25 protein-coding genes and 1 tRNA gene are annotated in these 26,745 nt (G+C 48.5%); 10 read left to right on the top strand and 16 right to left on the bottom strand.

Annotation, left to right across the window (positions count from 1 at the left end):
• Positions 1-11 precede the first annotated feature (11 nt).
• Complete coding sequence (locus OU421_RS01590) at positions 12-230, top strand: hypothetical protein (RefSeq protein ID WP_268186845.1); 219 nt, start codon at positions 12-14, stop codon at positions 228-230.
• 71 nt (positions 231-301) lie between these two features.
• On the opposite strand, the gene OU421_RS01585 is transcribed toward OU421_RS01590, so the two are convergent.
• The 8 genes from OU421_RS01585 to OU421_RS01550 all read right to left on the bottom strand — a co-directional run bounded on the left by OU421_RS01585 (position 302) and on the right by OU421_RS01550 (position 9,554).
• Positions 302-1,537 (bottom strand): Coenzyme F420 hydrogenase/dehydrogenase, beta subunit C-terminal domain, encoded by a 1,236-nt coding sequence (locus OU421_RS01585; RefSeq protein ID WP_268186844.1) that lies wholly within the window; start codon positions 1,535-1,537, stop codon positions 302-304.
• Between the two features lie 2 nt (positions 1,538-1,539).
• Positions 1,540-3,606 carry a formate dehydrogenase subunit alpha gene (fdhF, locus tag OU421_RS01580; protein ID WP_268186843.1) on the bottom strand — a complete coding sequence of 689 codons (2,067 nt, stop codon included), beginning with the start codon at positions 3,604-3,606 and terminating at the stop codon, positions 1,540-1,542.
• A gap of 258 nt (positions 3,607-3,864) precedes the next feature.
• On the bottom strand, positions 3,865-4,194 hold the full coding sequence (locus OU421_RS01575; RefSeq protein ID WP_268186842.1) for a hypothetical protein: 330 nt from the start codon (positions 4,192-4,194) through the stop codon (positions 3,865-3,867).
• Between the two features lie 135 nt (positions 4,195-4,329).
• Positions 4,330-4,836 (bottom strand): nucleotide-binding protein, encoded by a 507-nt coding sequence (locus OU421_RS01570; RefSeq protein WP_268186841.1) that lies wholly within the window; start codon positions 4,834-4,836, stop codon positions 4,330-4,332.
• 11 nt (positions 4,837-4,847) lie between these two features.
• Positions 4,848-5,711 (bottom strand): formate/nitrite transporter family protein, encoded by an 864-nt coding sequence (locus tag OU421_RS01565; protein ID WP_268186840.1) that lies wholly within the window; start codon positions 5,709-5,711, stop codon positions 4,848-4,850.
• A gap of 400 nt (positions 5,712-6,111) precedes the next feature.
• Positions 6,112-6,696, bottom strand: a complete 585-nt coding sequence (locus OU421_RS01560) for a carbonic anhydrase (protein ID WP_268186839.1) — start codon at positions 6,694-6,696, stop codon at positions 6,112-6,114.
• Between the two features lie 125 nt (positions 6,697-6,821).
• A complete protein-coding gene (locus OU421_RS01555; RefSeq protein ID WP_268186838.1) occupies positions 6,822-9,284 on the bottom strand; it encodes a heavy metal translocating P-type ATPase in 2,463 nt (820 codons plus the stop codon).
• 45 nt (positions 9,285-9,329) lie between these two features.
• Positions 9,330-9,554 (bottom strand): heavy-metal-associated domain-containing protein, encoded by a 225-nt coding sequence (locus OU421_RS01550; protein WP_268186837.1) that lies wholly within the window; start codon positions 9,552-9,554, stop codon positions 9,330-9,332.
• 128 nt (positions 9,555-9,682) lie between these two features.
• On the opposite strand from OU421_RS01550, the gene OU421_RS01545 reads away from it, so the two are divergent.
• Positions 9,683-10,894, top strand: coding sequence for a YcaO-related McrA-glycine thioamidation protein (locus tag OU421_RS01545; protein WP_268186836.1), 1,212 nt, complete (start codon positions 9,683-9,685; stop codon positions 10,892-10,894).
• Between the two features lie 101 nt (positions 10,895-10,995).
• On the opposite strand, the gene OU421_RS01540 is transcribed toward OU421_RS01545, so the two are convergent.
• The 4 genes from OU421_RS01540 to OU421_RS01525 all read right to left on the bottom strand — a co-directional run bounded on the left by OU421_RS01540 (position 10,996) and on the right by OU421_RS01525 (position 12,772).
• Positions 10,996-11,334 (bottom strand): hypothetical protein, encoded by a 339-nt coding sequence (locus tag OU421_RS01540; protein ID WP_268186835.1) that lies wholly within the window; start codon positions 11,332-11,334, stop codon positions 10,996-10,998.
• A 4-nt stretch (positions 11,335-11,338) separates the two neighbouring features.
• On the bottom strand, positions 11,339-11,644 hold the full coding sequence (locus tag OU421_RS01535) for an ArsR/SmtB family transcription factor (RefSeq protein ID WP_268186834.1): 306 nt from the start codon (positions 11,642-11,644) through the stop codon (positions 11,339-11,341).
• A gap of 5 nt (positions 11,645-11,649) precedes the next feature.
• Positions 11,650-11,868 carry a hypothetical protein gene (locus tag OU421_RS01530; protein ID WP_268186832.1) on the bottom strand — a complete coding sequence of 73 codons (219 nt, stop codon included), beginning with the start codon at positions 11,866-11,868 and terminating at the stop codon, positions 11,650-11,652.
• Between the two features lie 301 nt (positions 11,869-12,169).
• Complete coding sequence (locus OU421_RS01525) at positions 12,170-12,772, bottom strand: hypothetical protein (protein ID WP_268186830.1); 603 nt, start codon at positions 12,770-12,772, stop codon at positions 12,170-12,172.
• A gap of 176 nt (positions 12,773-12,948) precedes the next feature.
• Here OU421_RS01525 and OU421_RS01520 point away from each other — a divergent pair, with 176 nt between their 5' ends.
• Positions 12,949-14,124 carry a hypothetical protein gene (locus tag OU421_RS01520; protein ID WP_268186829.1) on the top strand — a complete coding sequence of 392 codons (1,176 nt, stop codon included), beginning with the start codon at positions 12,949-12,951 and terminating at the stop codon, positions 14,122-14,124.
• A 504-nt stretch (positions 14,125-14,628) separates the two neighbouring features.
• Here OU421_RS01520 and OU421_RS01515 read toward each other — a convergent pair.
• Positions 14,629-15,486, bottom strand: a complete 858-nt coding sequence (locus OU421_RS01515) for an alpha/beta fold hydrolase (protein ID WP_268186828.1) — start codon at positions 15,484-15,486, stop codon at positions 14,629-14,631.
• A 159-nt stretch (positions 15,487-15,645) separates the two neighbouring features.
• Positions 15,646-15,888, bottom strand: a complete 243-nt coding sequence (locus tag OU421_RS01510) for a hypothetical protein (RefSeq protein WP_268186826.1) — start codon at positions 15,886-15,888, stop codon at positions 15,646-15,648.
• A 245-nt stretch (positions 15,889-16,133) separates the two neighbouring features.
• On the opposite strand from OU421_RS01510, the gene OU421_RS01505 reads away from it, so the two are divergent.
• Positions 16,134-16,598 (top strand): HEAT repeat domain-containing protein, encoded by a 465-nt coding sequence (locus tag OU421_RS01505; RefSeq protein ID WP_268186824.1) that lies wholly within the window; start codon positions 16,134-16,136, stop codon positions 16,596-16,598.
• A 600-nt stretch (positions 16,599-17,198) separates the two neighbouring features.
• Positions 17,199-18,053: a bile acid:sodium symporter family protein gene (locus OU421_RS01500; protein WP_268186823.1), complete on the top strand. Its 855-nt coding sequence runs from the start codon at positions 17,199-17,201 to the stop codon at positions 18,051-18,053.
• Between the two features lie 784 nt (positions 18,054-18,837).
• On the opposite strand, the gene OU421_RS01495 is transcribed toward OU421_RS01500, so the two are convergent.
• A tRNA-Thr gene (locus tag OU421_RS01495) sits at positions 18,838-18,909 on the bottom strand.
• A 234-nt stretch (positions 18,910-19,143) separates the two neighbouring features.
• Here OU421_RS01495 and mmp10 point away from each other — a divergent pair.
• On the top strand, positions 19,144-20,379 hold the full coding sequence (gene mmp10 / locus OU421_RS01490) for a methyl coenzyme M reductase-arginine methyltransferase Mmp10 (protein WP_268186822.1): 1,236 nt from the start codon (positions 19,144-19,146) through the stop codon (positions 20,377-20,379).
• 42 nt (positions 20,380-20,421) lie between these two features.
• On the opposite strand, the gene OU421_RS01485 is transcribed toward mmp10, so the two are convergent.
• On the bottom strand, positions 20,422-20,652 hold the full coding sequence (locus OU421_RS01485) for a hypothetical protein (RefSeq protein WP_268186821.1): 231 nt from the start codon (positions 20,650-20,652) through the stop codon (positions 20,422-20,424).
• Between the two features lie 86 nt (positions 20,653-20,738).
• Here OU421_RS01485 and OU421_RS01480 point away from each other — a divergent pair, with 86 nt between their 5' ends.
• From OU421_RS01480 to OU421_RS01465, 4 genes are all read left to right on the top strand, one after another.
• Positions 20,739-21,422, top strand: a complete 684-nt coding sequence (locus OU421_RS01480; protein ID WP_268186820.1) for an SOS response-associated peptidase — start codon at positions 20,739-20,741, stop codon at positions 21,420-21,422.
• Positions 21,423-21,477: 55 nt separating this feature from the next.
• Entirely contained in the window at positions 21,478-22,668 is a 1,191-nt protein-coding gene (locus OU421_RS01475; protein WP_268186819.1) for an aminotransferase-like domain-containing protein, read from the top strand.
• Positions 22,669-22,745: 77 nt separating this feature from the next.
• Positions 22,746-24,434, top strand: a complete 1,689-nt coding sequence (locus OU421_RS01470; protein ID WP_268186818.1) for a cache domain-containing protein — start codon at positions 22,746-22,748, stop codon at positions 24,432-24,434.
• Between the two features lie 420 nt (positions 24,435-24,854).
• Complete coding sequence (locus OU421_RS01465) at positions 24,855-26,630, top strand: SLC13 family permease (protein WP_268186817.1); 1,776 nt, start codon at positions 24,855-24,857, stop codon at positions 26,628-26,630.
• The last annotated feature ends 115 nt before the right edge of the window (positions 26,631-26,745 follow it).

Below are 26,745 nucleotides of genomic sequence, written 5' to 3'. Positions count from 1 at the left end.
CAGGGATTCAGATGCAGGAAATTGGGTATGATATACACACTGGCGCATGCCGCCGCTATCGTTCATATACAATGAATGCTCTGGATGCTATATTTATTCCAGGGACACATGCAAACCGCATTGCATCCATTACATTGATGCTTGCAGCACGCCGCTATCGCCATCGCCTGATGGTCATCTCTCTTCTCTATACAATATTGATGTATTACCTACACAAAGAAGGAAGATAACTATCACGTACTGGCGTTCCTGCTAGGTGATCTTTTTTTGAATGATGAGGGTCTGAGAAAAAAAGAGAAGATTAGAATATGTTGAAGATCTGGTCGTCGCCGGTGTCTGCAAGACGCTTGCGCTCGGTAGGTTCTTCAACAAGTGCAAGGACCGGAAGATCCATGTTCACACCAGGCACGAACCCGAACATCTTCTCCATCTCTACCTGCAGGGAGTGCATGAAGAGTGCATTTGGAATATCCATTGCACAAAGTTCCTGACACTGTCCACAGTTAATACAGGAGTCAGATACATGACTGAACCTGATGAGGTGGAACATGAAGGGTGGCGGAACCTGTCCTGGAGTAACCAGATGTGGTTTCTTGGTGGAACACTCGACACAGTAGCAGATTGGACAGTTCTCAATGCACTGGTAACACTTGATACAGCGTGAGGTTTCGTCCATAATGAACTTCAGACGGTCTTCGCTCTCGCCAAGTGCGCCGAACTGTGCCTCACGGTACTTGTCAGCAAGCTTAAACATTGCATTCTCGATCTTGCCGCGAATCTCAATGCCCTTGGGGATAGGTGCTGAAGTTTCGAGTGCACCGGCTTTTTCTGCACCTTCGAGAAGTGCTGCTCCCTTGTCGCTGCACACTTCAACGAAGGTTGCCTTGCCTGCCTTGTCTCCAATGACTCCCCAGTTACCGCATGCGAGATCACACTGGCGGGGAACCTTTGTTTTACAGCGCTGACAGTTTGCACGGCGTCCGTATCCCTCTTCCTCGAGGTCATCGATGGAGATACCCTTGTGCTCACCGTTCTCGTCAACAACAATAAACTGACCTTTGTCAATCTCTTCCTTGACGATTGAGTCCGGGTCCATATCGAACTTGTCTGCAATCATTTTCCGAGCTTCAACCGGGGAGACGGATCCACCACAGTTGAGACCGATCATGATGACATTGTCAAGGTTGATCTGGTTTCTCTTTGCAAGCTCGTACATTGCCTTTGCGTCGCACCCCTTGAGTGTGATTGCAAGCTTCTCGCCCTTAGCACCATCAAGGTATTTCTTGATGAGTTTGGGAAGGAGGAGTGTACCACAGTGGAGTGATCCTGCTGTGTCTGCAAGTTCAGCGGGGTCCTTGATGAGGACAGGGGTTGCATCGTAGATGTCGTATCCCTTCTTTACGGTGAGGACTGCATCGACCATGCCGCTTTCAAGAGCGTATTTGAGAAGTGCTGTGACTGCACCACCGCACTCTCCTTTCTCAAGAATGCCTGCATCACTTGCGGATGCGTATACCATATCGCCTTTTGCTACCATTTTCAGGCCTCCTGGATCTTTTCAATCTTAATTGCACAGGCCTTGAACTCCGGAATCTTGGCGATTGGGTCCAGTGCATTGTTGGTCAGCATATTTGCTGCGCACTCTGCAAAGTGGAATGGCATGAACATGACACCCTTCATGATCTCAGAGGTGACCTTTGCAGGCACTTCAATTTCACCACGGCGGGTGATTGCTCTGACCATCTCTTTGTCCTTGATACCAAGTGCTTCTGCATCTTCAGGATTGATTTCAATCCAGCCGGTTGGGACTTCCTTTGCAAGGGTGTCTGAACGACGTGTCATGGTACCAGTGTGCCAGTGCCAGAGACAGCGGCCGGTGGTAAACACGAATGGATATTCGTCGTCAGGTACTTCTGCGGGAGGCTTCCACTCGATTGCGTGCATAACACCCATACCATCTGGATGGGAGCACTTTTCGATGTGCAGAATTGGTGTACCGGGGTGGTCAACTGTGGGGCATGGCCAGTGGAGCGCCTCAGGCTTGTCGAGACGTTCGTAGTTCATACCAGCATAGGATGGAGTCAGTGATGCCATCTCGTTGAATACATCTTCTGAGGTTTCCCATGCGAACTGGTCTGCATAGCCCATGGCTGCTCCAATGTCAGCGATGATCTTCCAGTCGAGTTTTGCCTGTCCGGGTGGCTCCTGTGCCTTTCTCCACATCTGAACACGGCGTTCGGTGGAGGTCTGTGTGCCGTCCTTCTCTGCATAGCAGGTTGCGGGGAGCACAACATCGGCGTGCTGAGCGGTCTCTGTCAGGAAGATATCCTGAACAACGAGGAAATCAAGATTCTCGAATGCATGTTCAACGTGGTGAATGTCAGGGTCTGAGAGGAACGGGTTCTCTCCCATGATATACATTGCCTTGAGTTCACCTGGGTTGTCGGTTAAGACATCCATCATCGTTGTGACTTCGTATCCGTTTTCTGCTGCAGCGATACCGTCAGGGAATGCCCAGCCATCTTCGAATTTCTTGTGTGCAGCGGGGTCAATGACCTTCTGATATGCGGTGAACACAACAGGGAGTGCTCCCATATCACAGGCACCCTGCACATTGTTCTGTCCACGAAGTGCGTTTACACCGCCTCCGCGCCTGCCGATGTTTCCGGTAAGCATCTGGAGGTTTGCAGTGGACTTTACGTTGTCGACACCAACGGTGTGCTGGGTGATACCCATTGAGTAGAGAAGTGCGCTGGATTCAGCGGTTCCGATCCACTCTGCTGCTGTCTTGAGCTGCTCTGCAGGAATTCCTGAGATCTTCTCGACATTCTCCGGCAGGTAGTCGTCTTTCAGAACAGTTGCCTTGAGTTCTTCGTAGTTCTTTGCACGGTTCTCTACCCATGCCTTGTCTTCCCAGCCGTTCCTTATGATCTCTCCCATGATACAGTTCAGGATTGCGACATCGCTGCCTGACTTGAACTGCATGTAGAGGTCAGCCTGCTTTCCGGTACAGGTTAAACGCGGGTCAGCGTAGATGAGTTTTGCGCCATTCATCTTTGCCTGCATAACTCTGCGGCCGATAAGTGGGTGCTGCTCAAAAGTGTTAGACCCGATAATAAAGACACACTTTGACTCTGCGATGTCCCCAATGGAGTTGGTCATTGCACCGGATCCGAATGATGCGGCAAGACCAGCAACGGTTGAGGCGTGGCAGAGACGGGCACAGTGGTCAATGTGGCGTGTTTTTAATGCGCCACGTGCGAATTTCATCAGAGCGTAGTTGTCTTCGTTAGAAGTACGTGCTGATGAGAGTACTGCACATTCGTCTGGTTTGTAGCCTTTAAATTTCTCTGCGATAAGGGCGTTTGCCTCTTCCCAGGTCGCCTCCACAAACTTGCCGTCTTTTTTAATGAGCGGCGTTGTGAGGCGGTCCTCTCTGTTCACGAACTCGTGGGCGTAAGTCCCCTTTGGGCAGACCTTACCTTCGTTGACAGGAGAGCGGTGATACGGAGCGGTATCAACGACTTTCCCGTCTTTGACCACGAGATTAAATGAACATCCTGTCCCACAATATGGGCAGGTTGTCTGAACGTATTTCATGTCCATAGTCATTACCTCGAACATGTTCTTTTATACTGCTCACTGCATATAAAGGTAATTAAAAAAAGTGGGAATATTGGTGGAATGTGTGGAATATGTCCTTTTTGGGCCAAATGCCACGTTATTTGTTGATATTTAATTATTCAAAAAATCAATCTACATGTGTTAACAATTGGGTTTTCCATGTTACCAAAGCGCATTATCCTGCATGACAGTGTGTTTTACTGCGTCAGCAAAAAATGAGTGTCTGGGTGGTGTGAAATATTATTTTTGGCTGTATCGTTTTTCCAGACGAACAGCGATTACCATGATGGTGAGAGCAAAGAGAATCTGCATGAGTGGGCCGGTTGTGAATTCACTCCACGGGTTGAAAATAATAATGGCAAAGAGAGGTACCAGAAGGGAGACTAAATCGCGTTTTGGTTTCAGAAGGGCGATCCCGCAGAGGATGAAAGAACTGATGATGCATCCCCATATCCCTATAGTATACATATCGAAAATTATGCCAATAGCAATTCCTGCAAAGGCAATGATGGGAACAGATACCCATGCATATTTGGGCAATTCCGTTACTGATGGTGTTTTGTCTGTCATAATAATCTCCGGTATGGATTTTCAAAGAAGAAATTAGTCGTTTTGGTTATTAAGAAGAGTGGGTTTACGATTACCAGACATTCGTTTTGTGTCTGGCATGTAAAATGTGAAAATTTTCCTTAACTGGATTATAGTTCAGGTTTTTTTAGTGTTTATCCTGCGTATAACAACAGCATTAATCACTGGTTCGCCAACAACCACATAGCGTTTGATGACCTGGCCAAGAACTTCAACTACGTCATCTTTATTCACATCCTCTTTTGGAGTTGTGAACATCTTTACAGACATCACACCACTTTTGTCAGCGATATGATATTGAGGACGATTAAGTGACTTGAAGAGCACACGTTCAACAACACCTTCAACCCTGACAATCTTTCCGATATCATTCGGGCGGATAGCTGCCATTCTGGTTGGGACTGCTTCTGCTTCGTAATAGGGAATAAGGTCATCATACTGGCTCTGACTCATGTAGTTCAGTGCTGTTGGGATAACGAGAAGCATGATAAGAACCGGAACTGCCCAGAGAAGGCTGCGATAATCCCCTGAAAGGATTACATACGCGAGTAAAATAAGGGTAAGGGCTATTACGAGTCCAACCTGAACGATTGAAACCCTTACCGTTGTTCCTTTAATTTTCATTGTTCAGATAATTATGCCTGAATGTCGCTCTTGAATGAGATCCAGTAGATGAGACCAACAAAGATCATACCACCGACAATGTTGCCGATTGTAACGACGATGATGTTGTTCGTCCACATGGAGACCCATGTAAGGTTTGCAACCTTTGCAACGCCAATAGCATCTACCTGTTCAGCGGTAAGTGCTGCCTTTGTCAGCAGACCTGCTGGGATGAAGTACATGTTTGCAACACAGTGCTCAAATCCGGAGGCAACGAAAGCCATGATCGGGAACCAGATACCAACAATCTTACCGATTGCATCATCTGCACAGATACCGAGGAGAATTGCAAGGTTGACAAGCCAGTTACAGCAGATAGCTTTACAGAATGCAGACCAGAGTCCGAGTCCGCTTGTGTATGCGACCTTTCCAGCTGCAATGTTGACTGCGGTAACACCGAATGCGGTTGCAGTTGCGGTGCTTCCGGAGATTGACACCAGAGGACCTGCAGACATGAGATATGCGAATACAAGTGAACCAATCAGGTTACCGATGTAGACCCATACCCAGAGATTAAGGACTGCTGCCCAACTGGTTTTGTGCTTAAAAGCTGCCATTGGAGCAAACATTGCGTCACCAGTGAAGAGCTCAGCACCAGTAAGCACGATGATAATAAGTCCAACGGGGAACACGCTTCCGAGAACTAATTTTGCGACACCCGCTCCGAGGAACGCTGCGGTGCCAGTTACACAAACGGTTGCAAGTGCTGCGCCCATTGCGATGTATGCGCCTGCCATGAAACCACGCAGGAGCATATTCCAGGCCGGAAGGGCACACTTGCCCTTGCCTGCATCTCCAACTTTGGAGATAATTGTTGCTGGGGGATGGAATACCATTTTTCTTTCACCTCATTTGGATTAAGTTACCAAATAACACACAACTACCTATAATTTATAGGTGATTTAAACTCTTGTATGAGCATATTAATAGCTTTCGATAAATCTCCACTGAATTGGGGGGGATTCACCCCAATCCATTGGATATACCAGAATGGGCATTAATGTGTTGTATTTAACATTATAAAAAATAAATGTTGTTGGATATACTCTGGAAAATACTCACGCGGATTTTTTATCAAATATTTTCCAATTTAAAGAATGATGCCCATATATAAATGAAAATAACCAAATAAATTATCCTAATTTCAAAATTAAGGTTCAGAAATTAACTATTCATTAAAATGAGAGAAGAAGATCTTTGAATTGATCTCTCCGTTAGTCGGTTTACGATGAATTTTCAGGCAATCTCCTCTATTCTTCCCGTTTCCAGATCATAGAATATGCCAATGAGACGTATTTTACCTTCTTCCTCTGCAGACTGTACGAAGGGATATGATCTAAGATTTTCAAGCTGAACCTTGATATTTTCCAGTTCTATCTCCTTTTTTCGTCCGGCGGGGTCTGCACATTTTTCAGGAGTACCGTATTCCTCTTCGACCGTCTCTTTGACTTCCTGTGCATTATCCAGCCATCCGGGGATATATTCCTCTTCTGACATGTCAGCATCAAGAGCTTTCATGGCACCACAGTCGGAGTGTCCGCAGACAACGATATCTTTCACTTTCAGGTGCCCGACTGCGTATTCCAGAACACAACCAAGGTTTGGATCGCCCTTTGCGACAATATTGCCAATGTTGCGGTGCACAAAGATATCACCCATCTTTGCTGATACAATACGCTCGGGATTTACCCGTGAATCTGAGCAGGCAATCCAGAGGGATTCGGGACTCTGGGCGGATGCCAGTTTTTGGTAATGCTCATAATCTTTCTGGAAATCGTTCTCGATATATTTACGGTTCCCTTCTAAATATTTTTCAACCACGTTATCACACCTCTGTGATTATTGGTAGTTGTCCGGGAGAATTATTTCAGTATTCTGGTTTCAGATTCGGGAGTATTGTTGACGTATTTTATAAAAATTTGACCAGATGTGGGTTCGCTTTGGAATTATGGAATGTTGCGTCTGTCTGTTTTCAGCACCGTTGCGGGAGGAGTATATCGTTTGAGGAGAAGGGATAGTGAGATGACAGTAACGGAACTCAGTGCCATTGCGAACCCTGCAAACTCCGGACGGAAGGTGATGCCGTACAGGGGGTAGAGCACACCAGCTGCAACCGGAATTAAGGCTGCGTTGTAGGCAAATGCCCAGAATAGGTTCAGTTTGATTCTGCCCATCACCTTTCGTCCCAGCTGAATTGCCGCAGCAACATCCAGAGGATCACTTTGCACAAGGACAATATCACCACTTTCAATTGCGATGTCGGTGCCGCTTCCAATGGCAATACCAATGTCTGCTGCGGCAAGCGCGGGTGCGTCGTTGATGCCATCACCAACGAATGCAATACATTTTCCCTCCTTCTGCATTCTCTGAATGATCCCTGATTTCTCATCCGGAAGAACTTCTGCGTTCATAAAGTCTGTTCCCAATTGTTGTGCCACTGCCGCTGCAGTTCGTTCATTGTCGCCTGTTACCATGCCGACAGCAAGGCCCATTGTATGAAGTTCTTTTGCTGCAGCAAAGGATGTGTCCCGTATGCTGTCAGATATGCCGATTATGCCTGCGATGGCATCGTCTGCTGCGACCCCGATAGCGGTTTCTCCGCGGTTCTGGATCGCTTCAAACGCATCAGTAACCGGGAGTATCAGACCAATTCCCTGTTCTGAAAGAAAGGTCCTGCTTCCAACAAGAACAGAATGTCCTCCTGCTTCTGCTTTCACTCCTTTGCCGCTCACTGCCTGAAATTCCGTGCAATCTGCAGGCACGATTTCCTTTCCCTCAGCGTGCGCTACAACGGCTGCGGCGAGGGGATGTTCTGAACGTGCCTCAACACCGGAAGCAATCGCAAGAAAATCCTCTTCACTCTGCCCAAAAAGAACGGTCTCTGTTACGACCGGAATTCCTCGTGTGAGGGTGCCGGTCTTGTCAAATATGATAGTATCAATCCTTCGTGATAACTCGAGAACTTCACTATTTTTTATGAGTATTCCCAGTTCTGCGCCTCTTCCGACACCAACGGTGATGGCAGTCGGTGTGGCAAGGCCAAGGGCGCACGGACATGCGATGACAAGTATGGATATGAGAATCGTGAGGGAAAAAAGGCCGGTTGCTCCCAGCACGAAGTACCAGAATAGTGCTGCGGCAATGGCAATCATAAGGACGGTCGGGATAAACCATGTCACTGCGATGTCGGCAAATTTCTGAACGGAAGGTTTAGTGGCCTGCGCGGTTTCTACTAGCCGGATTATCTGGGCAAGATAGGTCTCTTTTCCGACACGGATTGCGGTGAATGTAATAGATCCGGTGGTGTTTATGGTGCCGCCGGTGACTAATGAACCGGGTTTTTTGTGCACGGGCACCGGTTCGCCGCTGATCATTGATTCATCAATATATGATTCTCCGGTGACAATCTCGCCGTCAACCGGAATTTTCCCGCCGGGTTTTACCAGGATTATGTTGCCGGTTGTGAGTTCTTCAACCGGAACTTCAAATTCTTTGTTTTCCCTTATGACAATGGCCGTCTTTGCCTGCAGTTCAACAAGTTTTCTGATGGCATCGGTTGTTCGTCCCTTCGCTCGTGCTTCCAGATATCTGCCAAGAGTAAGGAAGGCCGAAAGCATGATGGCAGTTTCGTAAAAGAGAAAATCAGAGGTAAGGACAATTCCAAACGTACCAAGAACACTTGATCCATATGCGACACCGATACCCATTGCATACATCACGTCCATCGTGAGAGCGTAGTTTCTCAGTGCTCCCCATGCTGCCCGGAATATGGGGTAGGCAAGATAGATGAAGAAAGGTGTTGAGATTACGAACATAAAATATGTCATCGGAATGGGCAGCATTACCCCGGAAAGCATGATGGCTAAAAGGAAGAATGATATGGTAAATCCGATGAGTGTTCTGTTGCGGAGATTTCGTATCTCACGGGAACGCTGTATCTCTTCCTGGTTTCCTTCTTCGTCCCCGACAAATCCAAGATATTCATACCCCGCATCTTCGATGACTCTCTTCATCTGTGGGATATTTGCCATGTCAGGGTCATAGCCGACAACGGCACGGTTGGTTGTGAGATTTACCTCTGCAAAATACACTCCTTCAAGAGACATGAGTGCCTTTTCGACGGTAACTACACAGGTGGCACAGTGGATGCCTCCGAGACGAATCTGCAGTGTATCACGGAGAACACCATACCCTGCACTGGTTATTGCTGCATCAAGGTCCTGAACTGAGCATTGATTTGGGTCATATTGTACAACTGCCTTTTCGGATGCAAGGCTGACGGATACTTCATGGACACCGTCGACAGCACTCAATGCTTTCTCAACCGTTGCGACACAGGTGGCACAGTGCATACCGGTAACCCGGATGACTGCGGTGGCTTCTTTGGTTGTTGGATCATCCCTGTTCATCTACTCTCCCTGATAGTGTGATCTTCTTGTGGAGGTGCTGCAGGTTTAGTCGACAACTTCGTATCCTGCACTTTGTACTGCCTTACGAAGGGTATTTTTCGTCGCATGAACAGGGTCATACGTAACCACTGCCTCATTATTTTCAAGACTTACCTCGGCACGTTCCACACCTTCAACAGATTCAAGGGCTTTTTTTACTGATTCGACGCATCCTTCACAGACCATTCCTTTAATGGGCAGGTGAATTTTTGGATTATTTCCATCTGGCATGATATCATCCCGTGACTAATCGATGAATATCATCCGATGTATAAATAGGTGTGGCTCAGGTGGTGGTATTGCTGCTGATCATCCTGAAAGAAAATTGTATATCCGGCCCTGTCCAATAATCTCTATTCATGAAATTATCATCCTGCAAAAAAGGGTATTCTGTCGAGACGCACAGGACTGTTTCACCGGAAGATACGCTGGAACGCGTTGATCCACTGGTGCCTGTGACAGGCGTTACTCATGTGGATGACATCACTGATATTGACCGGCTGGGCATTCCGGTCTTTACCTGCACACGGCCGGGATTGAACGGCAGGGATTTTGTGCATAACGGGAAAGGGGCGACTCCTGTGGCTGCACGGGTTTCTGCCATTATGGAGGCAATTGAGAGATATTCAGCTGAACCGGATGGTCGGGAAATGATTTCGGGGTCCTATAGTGAACTTTCCGGAGAATATCCTTTGTTGTGCCCGAATGATCTGATACTTCCGGGATATGCTGACCCGAATGCGGTAATCTCCTGGGTGTGGGCCTATGATATTATCCGTGATGAAGCTATCCTTGTACCTGCCCAGGAGGTGTTCCACCCCCTTGATCAGTCTTACGGAACCCTTACCCGGACACATACAAATGGCATTGCGTCCGGCAACACCCTTGAAGAGGCGATCTTTCATGCACTTGCAGAAATTGTTGAGCGTGATGCATGGTCGCTTGCGGAGGCCACGCGAAATGCCGGGCCGGTTGTCGTCAATATCACCGATGAACAGTGCCTTCAGGTCATAGAATCATTCCAAAAAGAGGGTGTTGAAGTGATTGTCCGTGATATCACGAGCGACATCCGCCTGCCGACAATAGTGGCTATCTGCGATGATGTGAAACTGAAAGATCCTGCGCTGCTCTGTACAGGAGCAGGGACGCATGTCTGCCCGGAGATTGCGGTGCTGCGTGCCCTGACTGAGGTTGCACAGAGTCGTGCCACCCAGCTTTTTGTGGATGGAACGAAGCCAACGGGGGCTGATATGCGGCGTGTTATGGGATATGATCGCACCAAACGAATGAACAAACTGTGGTTTGCAAAGGATACGGAGTCTTCCTATGGGGATATCGGAGCGTTTCGGAGTGACGATTTCCTCACTGATATCAAGTATGTTCTGGATCAGCTGAAAGATGCCGGCCTCGACCGCTGTATTGTGGCAGACCTCACCCGTGAAGAGATTGGTGTTCCGGTTGTCCGGGTGATTGTGCCGGGTCTGGAGGTGCTTACGATGGACCCGGACCGTATCGGGAAGCGTTGCCGGGATGCTGCCTGTAATGGATATCGACCGGGCGTGTGGAAATAGGGAATTCCCTGCAATGTGATCCGGTCACCTGTTTATTCTGTCAGATAGGAATGCCTCTGCTGCGGGAATTGATTCCGGAAACCGGGATGGCCAATAAATTCCTATTCCGGAACGTTTTCAAGGATTTTTTCAATATTGTCGATCTTTTTTCCTATTGCATCAGTGGATATCCGCAGTTGGGTGATGGTCTCCCTGAGTTCTGAGATTTCGTTTGGTTTTTCCGTGACAGCTTCCAGGTATTTTTCGATCCACTCCTTTGCTTTGATGATGATATATATAATGAGTGAGAGAATTGCAAACTGCAGTATAATATATACTGAGCCAAACAGCGGGGTGCGTAGATCAAGGGCAAAGATGTATCCGACAATTCCAGCAATGGCGAGAAGGAATATCACAGCCAGTGCCACCTTATAGTATCGTTCAATCCGTTTGTTTACCATTTTTTCACTCCTGTTCTGCCTGTGTTAATATCTCCAGGTTTAGCGTAAATTCGAATGGTTGCGCCCGGTAATACCGTCGGTGATACGGTGGCTCGTCACATCTCCGGTCAGTGCCTTTCACGAGTCCGTGTTTTTCCAGCTGTTTCAGGTAAATGGCAACGAGAGGCCGGGAGATGTCAAGCTCTTCTGAGATTTCTCGTGCAAACTTTTCCTTACGGGCGATGGTTGTCAGTATCCGCAGTCGCTGTTCATTGCCAAGAAATCCGAGGATTCCTGCGATTTCCGGGAAAGTATGGGGAAGTCCATTCAATGGTGTTAAATTATTGTTACACCATTAAAATACTTTATCCCTCTCAAGTCATCCGGCTGGTGGTATGATGGTTCAGTAAAGAGGTTTTGTCTGCAGACGGGTTGTGATACTATCAACAATTCCCTCTCTATAAATGGTTGATATTGAATTTCATTTCGTGCTGTGTTTTTCGGTATTGCACTTCTCTGCCTGCTCATATCAGTCAGTGTTGTGCCTTTGAGCACTCATGCTTCTCTGAAGTTTGAGTATATTGTAATTGTCTCGTCAAAACATGCGATTGCATCTTCGAAAAGACCGTTTGAAAGTTATATGTCAGGCCGTCAATGAAAGGATTGCTGAGGGGATGCTATTGTCAACGGCCTCAATAACGACTGAGCCCTTTGTCATGCCGGGTGTCATGTCTCCTTCTGTAATGCACCCGGATTAGAGCACGAATGCCATGATTACGAAAGCTGCAATGGCTGTTGCACACATGCGGTGAGTCTGTTTTCGCTCTGATCGTATGTGTGAGGTCTGGCCTTTTATTCATCTGGTGAACTCAACTCCTACTGGATAATTTACGATATATGTATTCCAGAATTCACGGCTCCCCGAGAGTTCTGCGTTGATATATACCGTAAGTGTCTCTGGACTTTCTGTCTCCCAAAACGGGTGCATCAGGAAATCAAGCCGGACTGTTCCTTTTCCCTGCACTCCCATGTTGGGAATATCCAGAACACTGACACTTTTACCTGATTCGGTATTGGTATGGAAGGATAGCATGGGATCGGGATTCCATTCCGGTGTTTTCAGAAATATTTCGCCGTATGAGAAATGAGATGTGATTTGTGGCGGGTGGATGCTTATTTTTAGGCTGTCAATCTTGGTATTTTCCGGGTGGGTCACGACGACCATCAGGGGGATGATACTGTTGCCAGAATATGTGCCGGGTGTTGCCCGGACAGAGAGCGTAACAATATCCTCGCCTTTGTGGGAGAATGTGACATGCTTTTCGTGATCTCCGGTCTCTTCCCGGAAGTCCGTTAGATTTGTCCGGGACAGGCCGGTGGTGGCGGCAAATGCGATGAAGAGCACGATTGCCAGGCATATGAAAAAGACTCCCAGTATCTGTTTTGTCTTTTTATCCATTATGACGACTGGGATGTATGGTGCATTAAATGTGGGTGTCTGTAGTTAACTGAAATGAGTTATCTTTGATGGTTAATAGGTGACGGTTTTTTCCTCCAATAAACCATATGTTGATTCTATCGAATTGCTGTCTTTTAATTCGTTGGTGAGATGTCGTTGTGTTGCAGGGTGATGGTATGAATCGTTCAAAGAAGAGCATGGTTTCCGGGGGATTGTTCGTTGGTATTCTGTTCCTCGCAGTAGGTATCTGTTTCGCTGCCGGGTGCATTGGGGGTACGGTTGGAGACGACAGACCGCCGATCCCTCAACCCAATGATATTCAGGTCACGAAGACTGATGAAAATGGCGCTGTTTTGTGGAAAACTGTCCTTGACACGTCGGATTATGAAGGATTTGAGGATTTCACCGAAACGACAGACGGCAGATTTGCTATTGTCTGTATTGACTACGGGCAGGACACCCGGATACAGAAGTGTGCCTTTGTGGATGGTGGGGGGGCGGTTGACAGTGTGACGGTGTTTGACAATGACACATTCAAATCGTGGGATTCTGAGATTGTTGCCCTTTCCGATGGAAGTGTCGCTGTCTTTGACGGCGAGAGCGATTTTGTCGTGCTGGATTCCCGAGGTACGGTTATGACAGAGGCTACTCTGTGTGATGCCGACCCTCCGGTATGGCCCATTGTAGCGGCTGTGCCCTCTCCGGGTGATCGCACCCTTGCCGGGTGGGGAGAATTTTGTGTCCTTATTGAAAAGAATGGTGACGTTGTGTGGAAACAGTCGTATGGTGATCCTGAATTTGCCTCACGCCATCCGGTGCTGGGGCTTAGTGGAGGAGATTCCGTGGTGCTGTTTCCTGAGAATACGAAGCCTGAAGTTTCAAAGCGATCAGACTTGATCCATCTTCTCAGGCTGGATGGTGACGGAAATATCGTCTGGGATGTGGTGTTCCCCGGGGATGACAGTGGGATATGGAGGACAGGTGTTGACTGGTCCCTTCAGGAAACAGGAGACGGAACACTGGTACTTCTGACGACCGAAGAGAATACAGAATCGGGTATCTTTGGGGAACACACATCCGTTGTGTATACACTGCGGAGGTTTGATGCAGAAACCGGGAAGTGGCTGTCGGAAAAATCATCGGGTGACCATGAGCTCTTTGAACATGCCCTGCTGTATGCTGACGGTTCTGTAGATTCATTTACCATTTCAGACGGCACACTGACTCTCCGCAGATATAATGATGATTTGAAGCAGATTTCGGCAGATGTCAGAATAGAGGGGGAATATAACATACAGCATGATGTCATTGCCACCTCTGACGGCGGGTATCTTATTGTGAGTATTGTGTGAGGCGAAAGGGTGGTAAAGACTTCAAATTTCCGATATTCTGGAGATGCCCAACCTCCAGACAAATCTGTGCATATGTGACCCACCCCGGATGAATCCCGGTAATGGTGAGAGTTGGTTTGTCCTGATTTTCGCTGTTCTGTCCCGATTTCGTTCCCTGTTTTTTAGGAATTTGGGGGCAAATCGGGTGTATTTTGACATGGGTTGTTTGTGCAAAAAATATGGGCAATATTACATTTATTTTGGAAATAAACGTTTTTCCGTGCTCTATATTCGCCACTATATTGTCGGCAATTTCAGCAGGATGTATTGGTAGTCTCAGGGTGAGAACTGCCCACTCCGGGCTTCTGTGTGGGTCGATTATTTGCAATTAGCGGCAATATCATGGGCTATTTATGCATTTCTTTACCGGATATTGTGATTCTTGAATACCGGCATCCGTTCGTCGGAGGGGGGGACCCCTCCTCCCGGGTGCAGTTCACCCTTACCCATAGTGCAGCTCAAAAATTAGGCGGGAGATTCGTCCATCTCCAGGAATGTTGTGACTATTTCTGCATATTCCACCGGTGCATAGGATGATCCTGCATGAGGAATACCCTTGAACCGGACAAGCCAGGACCCGTTAATCTGGTCTGCAATATCAACGGCGACTGACTGGGGGGTGAGGTCATCTTCGGTGCCGGTGATGAGCATGACATCGTTTGTGATGTTAGGAAGGCCGTCAAGGCTTCCAGTATATTCAAGGTTTGCAACTGCTTCTTTCCGTATTCCTTCAGGAATATCCATAGTTATTGAGGATTCTTCAAGAATACCATGCAATTTCTCTGTCTCGGGAATTGTGGCACTGTATGTGGCAGACGAGAGGATTGCTTTTCTCACCTTTTCCGGGTGATCTATCAGAAGCTGTTGCGATACTGTTGATCCCATCGAGACACCGTAGGTGTTCATACTCTCATATCCGAGTGCCGTAATGAGCCCTGCTGCGTCATCTGCCAGTTGGGCAATGGTATACTGCGCATCGGTGTCAGTACTTTTTCCCATGCCCCGGTGGTCATAGGCATAGACATGGTAGTTCTCTGCAAGGATGCCTACAAATGTGGTATTCCAGCTATCCATTGTCTCGCTGAATCCGATGATTATGAGGAGTGGTTCGGTATTTGCGGTCCCAAATTCGCGGTATCCGAGGGTGACACCGTTTACATCCATGTACTGTACCGGCGTGTCCTCGTAGCTGATTGGCTGTATGGCTGTTTTGGTTGGTTGCCCAGTGGTTTCCTGTGAGGCGGGCGGTGCACTGCAGCCGCATGAGAAGAGGATGCAGAGTGCAAGCATGAGAGTCATTGCTGTTATTGCTGTTTTTTTCATAGGATTCTCCAGTCTCTGTTCAATATATCAGGGATGGAAAAAGTATTTTCTGAATGGTTCCTGCCATGTGGTGTGAATTACTTTGAGGAAGACAGGGCACTGAATGTGGGTTCCGTTTTCCCGAAATAAGGTATGGTTGGAATGAATCAGATGAGTATGTTAGTGAGGGTCTTTCACCAGAAGAAATACAATCCCTGCGATGATAACACCGGACAGGATGAGCACCGGCATGATGTCATCCAGAAGGATGGAGATGGTGTTGGCATTTCCATGAGAAACAAATGAGTAATCGTCAGCCGGTGAATAGAAGGACGCATGCGCAATCAGATCTCCGAATATGAAGAGGACAATGATGGCGAATATCATCCAGAGCCATGCATTCCGGTCTTTTTGATTGATCATCTGTTCGCTCTCCGGCAAAGGTGTCTGCCCGCTTTAGGGTCCAGTATGCTGTCGGGGAGTATATGTTTTTGTAAGGGGGAAAATGGTGGGCGGAGAGCACCCGTTCGACTGTGATGCGATTGTGATCCGGGATGTACGTGTACCAGTGCAGATTCTGTACGAACGTTATATATAGATGGCTGGAAAGTTACATCATCCGTCATTGGGATAAATTGCAGGCATTCTGAATGAGATGGGGAAATGGTATGGAAGATGTGGATATGGAAGAGGTTGGTCCGGAAGATGTGGCTCTGAAAGAGATAGATATGGAAGATCTGAAAATCAAAAGAGATCTGACAGAGGATCTCCTCAGTCGCCTTGTTCATCCGGACGAGGAAGTGCGGGAGGCTGCGGTGGAGGCGCTTGCGGTGAGTACAGAAGATGAGGACTGGCGGGCTAATGAGCTCATCCGGCAGGGTGGCATCGAGGTGGTTGCAGACCTCCTCGATGATCCAAATCCGCACATATGCGGTTCAGCCCTTGATATCATCATCGCGATTGCTGCAACGGACGATCAAGAGGCTCTTATTGAGAATGGTGTGATTGCCCGACTGGATCCGATGCTTGAGACAGATGACCCGGTTATACGAAATAAAGTCGTGAAGGCACTCTGGCTTCTTGTGCCTGAGGTTGAGGATGTGGTGATGACAAAGCCGCAGGATGAATATTAGCGGGGAGCCGGAAAGATTTGCTGCCAATAGAAGGATGGCACGATGCATATGGGCAAATATATATTGAGATCAGACGATGCGATACTGTTGATAGTGCGTGTCCTATTGCTCTTTTTATTTTGTGAAACAGTTTATGTTGGCAGCCTTCATCAGGGTGTAGATGGTGATGATGGATTGGATGTCTGAGAGATCAGTGTTCAGGTCATTTGCAGGAGCGTTCATGGACACTTCCATGGTGGTGGTGTCAATGACCCGGACGAATCTTGCCAGGCTGACGACGAGGAGGACTCCCCACCGGAAGGAGCGGTGCTGCGATGGAGATCAGAGTGGGCACGACGGCTGTTAAGTAGGTATCGAAGTGTTCTTCGCGGACTGCTCGTTACGATGAGGAATAACACAAAATAATTAAAAATAGGTCTGAAATGCGTAAATTCCCGCTTCAATCAATTTTATACAAGGAATTCCGCGCGGAATTCACTCTCATCCGGAAACATTAATAGGAGGAGGAAAAATAATGACCGCATATGAGGAGTCCCATCACTGTCGGAATCATTATCCCCCTGATTCCGGGAGTGTTTCCGGGCAGGGGCTTAAATGAGTATGACCCAGTTTGATCCTGTCTTTATTGCCATAGGCACGTTGGGCGTGTTGGTATTTGTCATTACCAGCATGTTAGGAATGGGGTTTAGCCTGACTATTCCTCAAATCATGACCGCACTGAAGAACAGAAAGCTGGTCATCACAACTCTCGTGGCAAACTTCGTCCTCGTGCCCATTCTGGCATTATTAATAGTGGGGTTCATCCCGCTATCCGAGGGACTGCAGGTCGGCCTGATTCTGGTGGGTTTCGCCGCAGGGGCGCCGTTCCTGCCCAAGCTGGTACAGATGGCCAAAGGCGATATGGCGTTTACCGCCGGGCTGATGGTCCTCCTGATGGTGATTACCGTCGCCTATCTGCCCATCGTTCTGCCATTTGTATTGACCGGAGTGCAGGTTCATCCCTTGGAGATTGCCAGAAGCCTTGTCGTGTTGATGCTCATTCCGCTCGCTTTTGCCCTTTTTGTCCGGGCCAGGTACGAAGAAGTGGCCAAGGGTCTCATCCCTACGATGAGTATGGCTGCCAACCTGTCTCTGGCAGCACTGTTCATCGGATATTTTGTGGGTTATTCCGATGTAACCTATGGAGTTCTTGGAACCGGCGGAATTTTAACATCCATCCTTCTGGTTGTTGGCGCTGTTATCATCGGTTATCTGCTGGGTGGGACTGATAAAAATAATAAAACGGTTCTTGCACTCGGAACGGGTCAACGAAATTTAGCGGCTGCATTTGCCATCGCTTCCAGCAATTTTGCCACCAATCCCGAAGTCTTGATAGAGATTATGGACGTGGCCGTCATAGGATTTATTATCCTGATGTTCATTGCAGGAGAATTTGGTAGGCGCAGTGCACAATGAAATTAGAAGGGAATCAGGGCAATAGTATGAAGGAATAAAAATCGCATAAATTGCTTTAAAATTAAATAATAGTCAATAAAGTTCTAAAAAGTGCCTCTGCCCGGAATTTGGGTGAGATAGTATAATATTTTTCCATCCGGAAGATAGAATTGTGGAGATGCAATGACCACTTTCCTCTTTTAAAGTCGCCGCAAAGCAAATATCATCCTTCATTTAATTCAGCCAGGCTGGAATTAATCAATCAGAGGGAGAGGATCTTTCAATCCGCCTCTTCATTTTACATAACTTTCATCATACTACCTAACCGTGTTGCGTCAGGCATTACAGTATCAAACTCAACCGTTCTCCCAACCTTTTCGTCATCCGCCTCAATCCGCAAGCAGACACGTATGTTTGCAGACAGAAGGTGCGCTCACCGTACGGCCCTGTTCGTTGCGACTTCTTTATCGTCCATACACCAATAGCACATGGGGAGAGGCACTATAGCGATGGCCGAGGAAACCAGATCATCGGTCTGGAAGGATTCCGGGCTATTTGAAACGGAAATTGACCTCCAACGGGGGAATCTGACGAGAGAAGATGCCACGGTATGTCGGGGAATACGTATGGAGATACAATCACCGAAAGGATAGTGATGCTATGAAGCTTGACTATGAGTATAGTAATGCGTTTTACTAAATCAATTAATGATATCTGTAAATTATATGAATTTATGCCATCTCAAAAGAGCCTTTAAGGGTTTTGAATTGAAAAAACGAAAGGGACTCTGTATTAATTGTAATGAAGCCTCAGGAGGGAGTTGAACCCCCGACCTGCTGATTACAAATCAGCCGCTATACCACTAAGCCACTGAGGCGCTTTACATAATTGGTTCTCCGGGGTAAAAAATGTGGCGATATGATCTGGTGCGTCCTTCCCCCTTCTGACTGCTTTTCATCGGATTTTTTCATCTTCGTTTTCACCCGACTGGTTGCGGAAACTCTTTTTGTTAAATTATTCATTATGTTTCCGCATGTCTCCTCTTTGGTTGTTCATCCCTACCATCATTCCAAATCCCTTTATCCCGTCAGCGTCAGAATAGTACATAATCATGGCACACCTGACTGTAGATATCGGTGGCAGGCCCGGTCTGGACTGCCAGGGATTTTGTAAATACTGTTACTTTAAGGGGGTTCGTGAGGAAGATGAACCTGAACCCCTGGGCTGTAAATACTGCATGCCGTTTTCTGTCGGGTGTGACTATTGCACCAATTTCGTCCGTGAAAGATATACGGGGTTTAAGGATCTGCGTGATGTAGCAGACGATGTGCTCGGAAACCTACAGATGATGGGCGGTAACCTTGAACGTATCACCATCTCCGGCGGGGGTGACCCGTCCTGTTATCCGGCATTTGAAGATCTGATGGACCTTCTGGGCAGCATGGAAGTGCCCATTCATATCGGGTACACCAGCGGAAAAGGATTCGATGACCCGGCTCTCGCCGACCGGATGGTGGAACTGGGCCTCTCTGAAGTCTCATTTACCGTATTTTCGGTCAACCCCGAACTCCGGCGCGAGTGGATGGGGGATAAAACTCCCGAGGCATCTCTTGCGGTACTTGGTAAACTCTGCCAGAAGATTGATGTCTATGCGGCTGCGCTCATCATACCCGGTGTCAATGACGGCGAAGACCTTGAGCGCACCTGCAAATGGCTGGAGGAAAAGGGCGCAAAGGGTCTTATTCTCATGCGGTTTGCGAACCGGGAAGATCAGGGACTGATCCTGAAAAATGCACCGGTTGTCAAAGGGCAGCGGGTGCAGACCGTATCGTCGTTCCGTGACATGGTCACCGACCTTAATGGACGTTACAATTTGCGCATCAGCGGCACACCTCTCTGGGACCCCACCCTCGGGTCGCCGTTCGCCATTCTCGATGAACCCGAACTCCTGGAAAAACTCCCACGGGTGCGCAAGCGGGCAAGTCTCATCTCCGGTGCCATCGCCGCCCGCTATGTACAGGATGTGCTTGACGCCTGCGGAAACAAGTCATGGGTGCACAGCCCGAAAAAAGAGATTGCCTGCCTGATCACCCGCGATGACCTCAAAGAAATTGATCTCCCGTCCCTTGAAAAAGTCGTCATCCTTCCCGGCAGGTCATTCGTTCATGAGATGGAGGCCGCAGAAATCCTCTCGGCAGACGGTGTCAAACGAACCGTCATCCGCGGCCCTGACACCCTCACTGCCGACGCGGAAACCTCCATGGGTATGACACGCAATGAAGTGCTCCAGATGGAGATCGATGGATTCTCCGCTCTTATCCACCTCATCAACCAGAACGGGGTATAACATTTTAATTTTAGTACGGCCCATTTAATGGCCATCTCTCTTTTACCTGCACTTTTGATTGAAGAGTTCTGCACAGTGTTCTATCTCTGAGAGTATCTCATCACCGACAAGGCCTTTCACAGTCTGTGCAAAAGGTGTCAGTTCAACGGGTCCGTTTTGTAATGTGCAGGAGACGTCCCCGCCTTTACCCGGATGAACGTCGTAAATCCGGCCGTTTTCAAAGGTTACAAGCAGCCCGTCATTCGTATATGATATCTTAGCAGATCCTGTCATCTCTTTTTCACCGTATGTATGCGAACGTTTGGAGTTTGGATTCTTTAAACTCTCTTTTTGATACAGGGGGATTATGCATATGCCCGATGAACGCGAACAATCCTGCCATGTGCATGCGTTATACCCTGACTCACACGGAGGACTTCGTTTCCACGTTTGGTATCTCCTGCGGTGAGTTGGAGGACCGGTATAATATTGCACCAACGCAGGGCGCCCCTGTCCTCATTGCAGAAGGTGACGATGTTGTCTGTGTCTCTGCCCGGTGGGGCCTGATTCCTGCCTGGAAGAAAAATGGGGAATCCGGGGAGTGGCTGACAAACGCCCGTTCCGAAACACTTTCGGAAAAACCTGCATTCCGTGACCTTGTGCAGCACTCACGTTGTATTATTCCTGCGTCCGGGTTCTATGAATGGAAGAAGGAGCGGGGCGTCTCCTATCCCTTTTATATCACCCTCCGGTCCCGGCCGCTCTTTGGATTCGCCGGTCTCTGTGACTGGTGGACGGACCCGGAATCCGGACAGCTGAAACCGACCTTCACCATGATCACCTGCCCCTCAAATATGCTTGTCGGACGCATTCACAATCGCATGCCTGTTATCCTGCCGGAAGAAGATGAAACGCGCTGGCTCTTTGGCCCGTATGTTCCGGACATCCTGCAGCCATACCCGGAGGCGCGGATGGCGATGGTGCAGGTGGGCCAGACGGTCAATAACCCCCGGCATGAAGGCGCTGAATGTATCACAGAAGCAGGGAAAAATGCCTGGTGGTGATCTTTGTTTGATCAAAATGGGCACGGTTTTCTTTCGAGCCGGTACATAATACCTAATGAACCATCGGTACTCGGAACGAATCTGTTCAACACAGAAATCATTTATCCGCGAGATACTGAAGGTCACCGCAAATCCGGAAATAATATCCTTTGCAGGCGGCCTTCCGAATCCCAATCTCATTGATGATGAGGGGATACAGAAAGCCGCAGCAGCAGTGCTGAAGGAAGACGGTAAGACCGCTCTCCAGTATTCAACCACCGAAGGTCACCCACCTCTGCGGGAATGGATTGCAGAACGATACCGCATCCGGTACGGCCTCACGGTCGATGCAGATAATATCCTGATTACAAACGGGTCGCAGCAGTGTCTTGACCTCGTCGGAAAGGTCTACCTTGACAAGGGTGATGCGGTGATTGTTGAAGATCCCGGATATCTGGGTGCCATCCAGTCTTTTTCCATGTTTCAGGCAACATACCTTCCGGTACCTCTGGATGAGGAAGGGCCTGACCTGGATTGTCTCACAGGCGTCCTTGAGACATCATCTGCCAAGTTCATGTATGGTATCCCCAACTCACAGAACCCGTCCGGTATCACCTACTCGGAAAACCGGCGACGGGATCTTGCATCTGAGCTCTGCGAGCATGAAATACCGTTTTTGGAAGACGATGCCTATGGCGAACTCCAGTTTGACGGGGTTGCAAGAAAACCGGTCAGTGCATACATGGACGGTGAAGGGATTCTGACGGGTTCATTCTCTAAGATCTTCTCGCCCGGCATGCGAATGGGATGGGTCTGTGCCCCTGATGCGGTCATGGAAAAGATCCTCATCGCGAAACAGGCATCCGACCTGCACTCCAACTATCTTTCCCAGCGTATCCTTGCAAAATATCTGGAAGAAAACGATATTGATGCCCATATTGCAGGTATTAACAAAGAGTACCGGAAACGTGCCGAGTGGATGGTCTCTAAGATGGATAAGTGCTTCCCGGACGATGTGCACTACACCCGGCCAACAGGTGGGATGTTTGTCTGGCTGACGCTTCCGGAAGGTGTTTCATCAGGTGAGCTCTTTGAAGCGGCCCTGAAACGGAATGTGGCCATCCTGCCAGGTACACCGTTTTATGCAGATGGCGGCGGAAACTCCACTGTGAGGGTTAATTTCTCCAATTCCGATAAAGAGGAGATTGAGGCTGGCATTGAGATCGTTGCGGATGTTCTGGACGAGATTCGCAATTCTCCTCAATAGGAATTTCATTTTTTTGGGTTCTGCCGTGGGCAGTCTATTCGTATCATTTAATTGTTGTGATGTTCCATTTTTCACTAATGGTTAACCGATTCAGTGTTCTTGTTATTGTTGGTGTATGCCTCTGTTTATTTTCGGCAGGGTGCACCACTTCTCCTGATGCTACCGTCACGCCGGGAGATAATGAAATGACAGTTCTTCTTGATTGTGCAATAGCGAATGTTTCTTCCGGGCTTTCCCAGTTGCAGGAGAGCAATGCAGAGAATGCAAAAGAATTGTCACAAACCGGTATTACAGGCGTTGCCGCAAATACGCTGCTACAGGAGAAACTTACGGGAACGTCACCGTATGTGATCTCGTCACTGGCGATTGACCCTGAGGGAATCGTAACGGCCGCGGCACCGGCGCACTACGAGATCATTGCAGGCATGGATCTCGGCTACCAGTCTGAGGTGCAGTATGCAAACGAGGTGAAAGAACCGGTGTTGAGCGGGATATTCATGCTTGAAGAAGGCTTCCCCGGCATATCCCTGAGTTATCCGATATTCTCTGATACAGGTGCCTATCTCGGATACACCGACCTCACTTTCCGTCCGGAGATCTTCTTGCGACAGTATTTCCGTCCCATCACGAAAGAGACGGGATATGAGTTCATGGTTCTGCAGACAGATGGGACCATTCTCTATGAGACGAATGAAGAGGAAGTCGGGAAGAATACCTTTACGGATCCTCTCTACCAGTCAACAGAGATTCAAATACTGGCAGAGAAGGTAGTTGCAGAGTCATCCGGCCGGGGGGTATATACTTTCTGGGACACGGACTGGAAGAAAGAAGTGTCGCGTGAACTTTACTGGTCAACAGTCACCTTCGACGGGACAGAATGGCGGGTGGCGATCATCCGTGACATCAACACCAGTTTATCCCCAACACCTCTGCCCACCCCACGTTCTGACACGGTGCTGGATGAGGATATTCTCCGGGTGGAGTCCTTCGTCGAAGATGCAGCAGCATTTGCGCAGCAGAACGGAAGAGATGTGGCACTTGCAGCCTTCAACGATCCAGAAGGGGATTTCATTGACGGGGAACTATACATATTTGCCTATGATATGAACGGCACCACTCTTGCCCACCCGTACCAGCCGGGAATTATCGGTGAAAACCGGACGGCGGTTGTGGATGGGAATGGCCTTGAGATCATAAAATGTTGTAGGGACCTTGCGGCCCGCGGCGGTGGATACCTCTACTTTACCTTCCCGAATCCCTCCGATAGCTACCGGGATGAGCTGAAACTTGCCGCAATCAGGCCAGTTGATGATACCTGGTATGTGGGTTCCGGCATCTATATTCCCGAGATGAATGTCGCGCTGAATCAGACGGCCATTGATACCCTCATTGGCAGAGTGAAAGAGGCGCAGGCATTTGCCCTGACGACATCATCATACGGGGACAACACTGAGATTTTTGTAGCCATGAACGAGAAATTCGGTGACGATGCTAACTATGTCTTTGCCTATGACATGAACGGCACCTGTCTCAATCTTCCGTTCCAGCCGGAGATGACGGGAACAGACCGTCTGAACTTCACCGATGCCTATGGCGTTCGTGCAGTGGAACTGGAGATTGACGCAGCAAAACGGGGCGGCGGGTACGTGTATGTGGTCTATGAGAATCCTGATACGGGTATGGAAGAGCTCAAGTTTTGCTATGTGGCACCAGTAATGGATATGTATTTTGTTGGATCGGGGGTGTATGCGGGTGCTGTAGGTTGATTCAGTCGCTCAATAGCTCTTTTTTTAGTAATGCAGGCATCTCATTTTTTGAAATGCATGGGTCTGGCCGTAGTTCTAAAGAAAGGAGCGGGTAATGCCGGGAACATGGAGCAAGAATCATATGTTTCTCTTAATATGGTATTTCCTGTAGTGCAGTGAGTCAGAATCTGTGTAAATATACTTTTTTTGGATATGGTTCAGACATTGCCTCTCATCCGGGTGGTGCATCAGCCGCAGGATTTTTTCTCCGTGTCCGGGTGAACTGCTCACAAAACGCTTGTATTCTTCTCCCGGTATCAATTCCTGTCCTGAAAATGATCACAGAGAGAAGTCGGTTTCAGGTATTCGTCAATCCGTTACCTGAAGGAAGGTATATCTTCATTATCATCATCCTGTATCTTAAGGAAAAGCTGATCACCTATGCTCGATATGGCAATTGTCTTTGGAACCCTCATCCTTGCGCTGGTCCTCTTTGCAACAGGCAAGATCCGTTATGACATTGTCGCCCTGATAGCGCTTCTGATAGTCACAATAACAGGCATTGTTGACCCGATGGATGCTTTTCTCGGGTTTGGCCATCCGGCGGTGATCACCGTAGCAGCTGTTCTGATTCTCAGCAAAGGGCTTCAGAATTCCGGTCTTATTGATATACTTACCCGGTGGGTTGCACGGGTTGGGGATGGGGAGGTGAGGCAGATCTTCTCACTCACGGGGATCGTCGCCATCCTTTCCGCATTTATGAATAATATCGGGGCGCTTGCCCTGATGATGCCGGTTGCAATCAGGACTGCCCGGAAGGGGGGGAGGTCTCCTTCCTCTCTCTTGATGCCGATTGCATTTGGCTCTCTCCTTGGTGGGATGGTAACCCTTATCGGGACTCCTCCAAATATCATCATCGCCAGCTATCGTGCCCAAAGCGGGAGTGATCCATTCCTAATTTTTGACTTTGCCTATGTCGGGGTTGGGGTTGCCATCTGCGGGATCCTCTTCATATCTTTTTTTGGGTGGAGGTTAATCCCACCACGGCAGAGTCCTGCCTCAAAAGAGGAGCTTTTTGCCGTCAAAGATTACCTGACCGAGGTCAGAGTTCCGGAGAAATCTAAACTTGCAGGAAAGCTGGTCCTCGATATCGGTGCTGCCACCGAGGCCGAAGTGGTGGTTGTCGGAATCATACGGGATGGGCGTAAGATCGTCGCACCGTCAAGCCTCGAGAAAATACTGGAGGGTGACATTTTGATCATCGAGGCGGATTCCGGCGATCTGCAGACTCTCCTGGATGCCACACGTCTTGAACTTGTTGGGAAGGCAGATATTTCTGAGGAGATGATCGGATCCGACACTGTTGGAATAATTGAGGCTATCGTAAAACCGGATTCACCGATCCTGGATCGGACTGCGTACTCAGCAAATCTTCGCTGGATTTACGGACTCAATCTTCTTGCCGTCGCACGGGAAGGGGGACGTATCCGGGATCGGCTGAACCGGATCCGGTTCCAGCCGGGAGATATCCTGCTTCTCCAGGGAAAGAAGGATGCACTCCAGTCAGCCCTTCCAAAGATAGGATGCCTCCCCCTTGCTGAACGGGGTCTTCGGATAGGAGGGAAGAAAATGATCCTGCTTGCGGTAGGAATATTCGGAACGGCCCTTGGAATATCTGCTCTTGGAATCATGCCGGTACAGATCACCTTCAGCGTCGCGGTTGTTTTAATGATCCTGACCTCTATTGTCTCTCTTCGCGATGCGTATGAGAGTGTGGAATGGCCAATTATTATTCTCCTTGGCGCGATGATCCCTGTTGGGCAGGCGCTTGAGACAAGCGGTGGCGCAGCTCTTATCGCCGGGAGTATTGTTGCCGGTGCATCTGTGTTTCCGCCGGAAGCAACGCTCGTCCTGCTTCTAATAATCACAATGTTCCTCTCTGATCTGGTGAACAATGCAGCTTCTGCGGTTTTGATGGCACCAATTGCAATCGGGATCGCGCTCGATCTCGGTGCCTCTATAGATCCGTTCCTGATGGCGGTTGCCATCGGTGCATCCTGCGCCTTTTTAACCCCGATTGGACACCAGTCAAATACGCTTGTCATGCGGCCGGGAGGATATCTCTTTACCGATTACTGGAGGATGGGGGTGATGCTTGAAATAATCATTGTCATCGTTTCGATACCACTTCTTCTCATCTTTTGGCCGATGTATTGATCAACGGCGTCGCTCGGCATGAGTATCAAACACGGTATGCATCTGATGATCTGGCGAATAAAACCGTGTGGCGGTTCGTTTTCGCCGGTCTTAGACAGTGGATAGAACGAAATCC

It is taken from the genome of Methanogenium organophilum, from assembly GCF_026684035.1.
GTDB lineage: Archaea > Halobacteriota > Methanomicrobia > Methanomicrobiales > Methanomicrobiaceae > Methanogenium > Methanogenium organophilum.
The sequence above is the reverse complement of the archived record's forward strand: the minus strand, read 5'-3'. Positions and strand labels throughout refer to the sequence as shown.

Excerpts from the sequence above, each read along its gene's own strand:
- OU421_RS01500 (WP_268186823.1), top strand. The coding sequence starts at position 17,199 with ATGACCCAGTTTGATCCTGTCTTTATTGCCATAGGCACGTTGGGCGTG.
- OU421_RS01545 (WP_268186836.1), top strand. The coding sequence starts at position 9,683 with ATGAAATTATCATCCTGCAAAAAAGGGTATTCTGTCGAGACGCACAGG.
- OU421_RS01470 (WP_268186818.1), top strand. The coding sequence starts at position 22,746 with ATGGTTAACCGATTCAGTGTTCTTGTTATTGTTGGTGTATGCCTCTGT.
- OU421_RS01575 (WP_268186842.1), bottom strand. The coding sequence starts at position 4,194 with ATGACAGACAAAACACCATCAGTAACGGAATTGCCCAAATATGCATGG.
- OU421_RS01515 (WP_268186828.1), bottom strand. The coding sequence starts at position 15,486 with ATGAAAAAAACAGCAATAACAGCAATGACTCTCATGCTTGCACTCTGC.
- OU421_RS01465 (WP_268186817.1), top strand. The coding sequence starts at position 24,855 with ATGCTCGATATGGCAATTGTCTTTGGAACCCTCATCCTTGCGCTGGTC.
- OU421_RS01585 (WP_268186844.1), bottom strand. The coding sequence starts at position 1,537 with ATGGTAGCAAAAGGCGATATGGTATACGCATCCGCAAGTGATGCAGGC.
- OU421_RS01550 (WP_268186837.1), bottom strand. The coding sequence starts at position 9,554 with ATGCCAGATGGAAATAATCCAAAAATTCACCTGCCCATTAAAGGAATG.
- OU421_RS01540 (WP_268186835.1), bottom strand. The coding sequence starts at position 11,334 with ATGGTAAACAAACGGATTGAACGATACTATAAGGTGGCACTGGCTGTG.
- OU421_RS01570 (WP_268186841.1), bottom strand. The coding sequence starts at position 4,836 with ATGAAAATTAAAGGAACAACGGTAAGGGTTTCAATCGTTCAGGTTGGA.
- OU421_RS01480 (WP_268186820.1), top strand. The coding sequence starts at position 20,739 with ATGAACGCGAACAATCCTGCCATGTGCATGCGTTATACCCTGACTCAC.
- OU421_RS01475 (WP_268186819.1), top strand. The coding sequence starts at position 21,478 with ATGAACCATCGGTACTCGGAACGAATCTGTTCAACACAGAAATCATTT.
- OU421_RS01555 (WP_268186838.1), bottom strand. The coding sequence starts at position 9,284 with ATGAACAGGGATGATCCAACAACCAAAGAAGCCACCGCAGTCATCCGG.
- OU421_RS01520 (WP_268186829.1), top strand. The coding sequence starts at position 12,949 with ATGAATCGTTCAAAGAAGAGCATGGTTTCCGGGGGATTGTTCGTTGGT.
- OU421_RS01590 (WP_268186845.1), top strand. The coding sequence starts at position 12 with ATGCAGGAAATTGGGTATGATATACACACTGGCGCATGCCGCCGCTAT.
- OU421_RS01565 (WP_268186840.1), bottom strand. The coding sequence starts at position 5,711 with ATGGTATTCCATCCCCCAGCAACAATTATCTCCAAAGTTGGAGATGCA.
- OU421_RS01485 (WP_268186821.1), bottom strand. The coding sequence starts at position 20,652 with ATGACAGGATCTGCTAAGATATCATATACGAATGACGGGCTGCTTGTA.
- OU421_RS01505 (WP_268186824.1), top strand. The coding sequence starts at position 16,134 with ATGGAAGATGTGGATATGGAAGAGGTTGGTCCGGAAGATGTGGCTCTG.
- OU421_RS01525 (WP_268186830.1), bottom strand. The coding sequence starts at position 12,772 with ATGGATAAAAAGACAAAACAGATACTGGGAGTCTTTTTCATATGCCTG.
- fdhF (WP_268186843.1), bottom strand. The coding sequence starts at position 3,606 with ATGGACATGAAATACGTTCAGACAACCTGCCCATATTGTGGGACAGGA.
- mmp10 (WP_268186822.1), top strand. The coding sequence starts at position 19,144 with ATGGCACACCTGACTGTAGATATCGGTGGCAGGCCCGGTCTGGACTGC.
- OU421_RS01510 (WP_268186826.1), bottom strand. The coding sequence starts at position 15,888 with ATGATCAATCAAAAAGACCGGAATGCATGGCTCTGGATGATATTCGCC.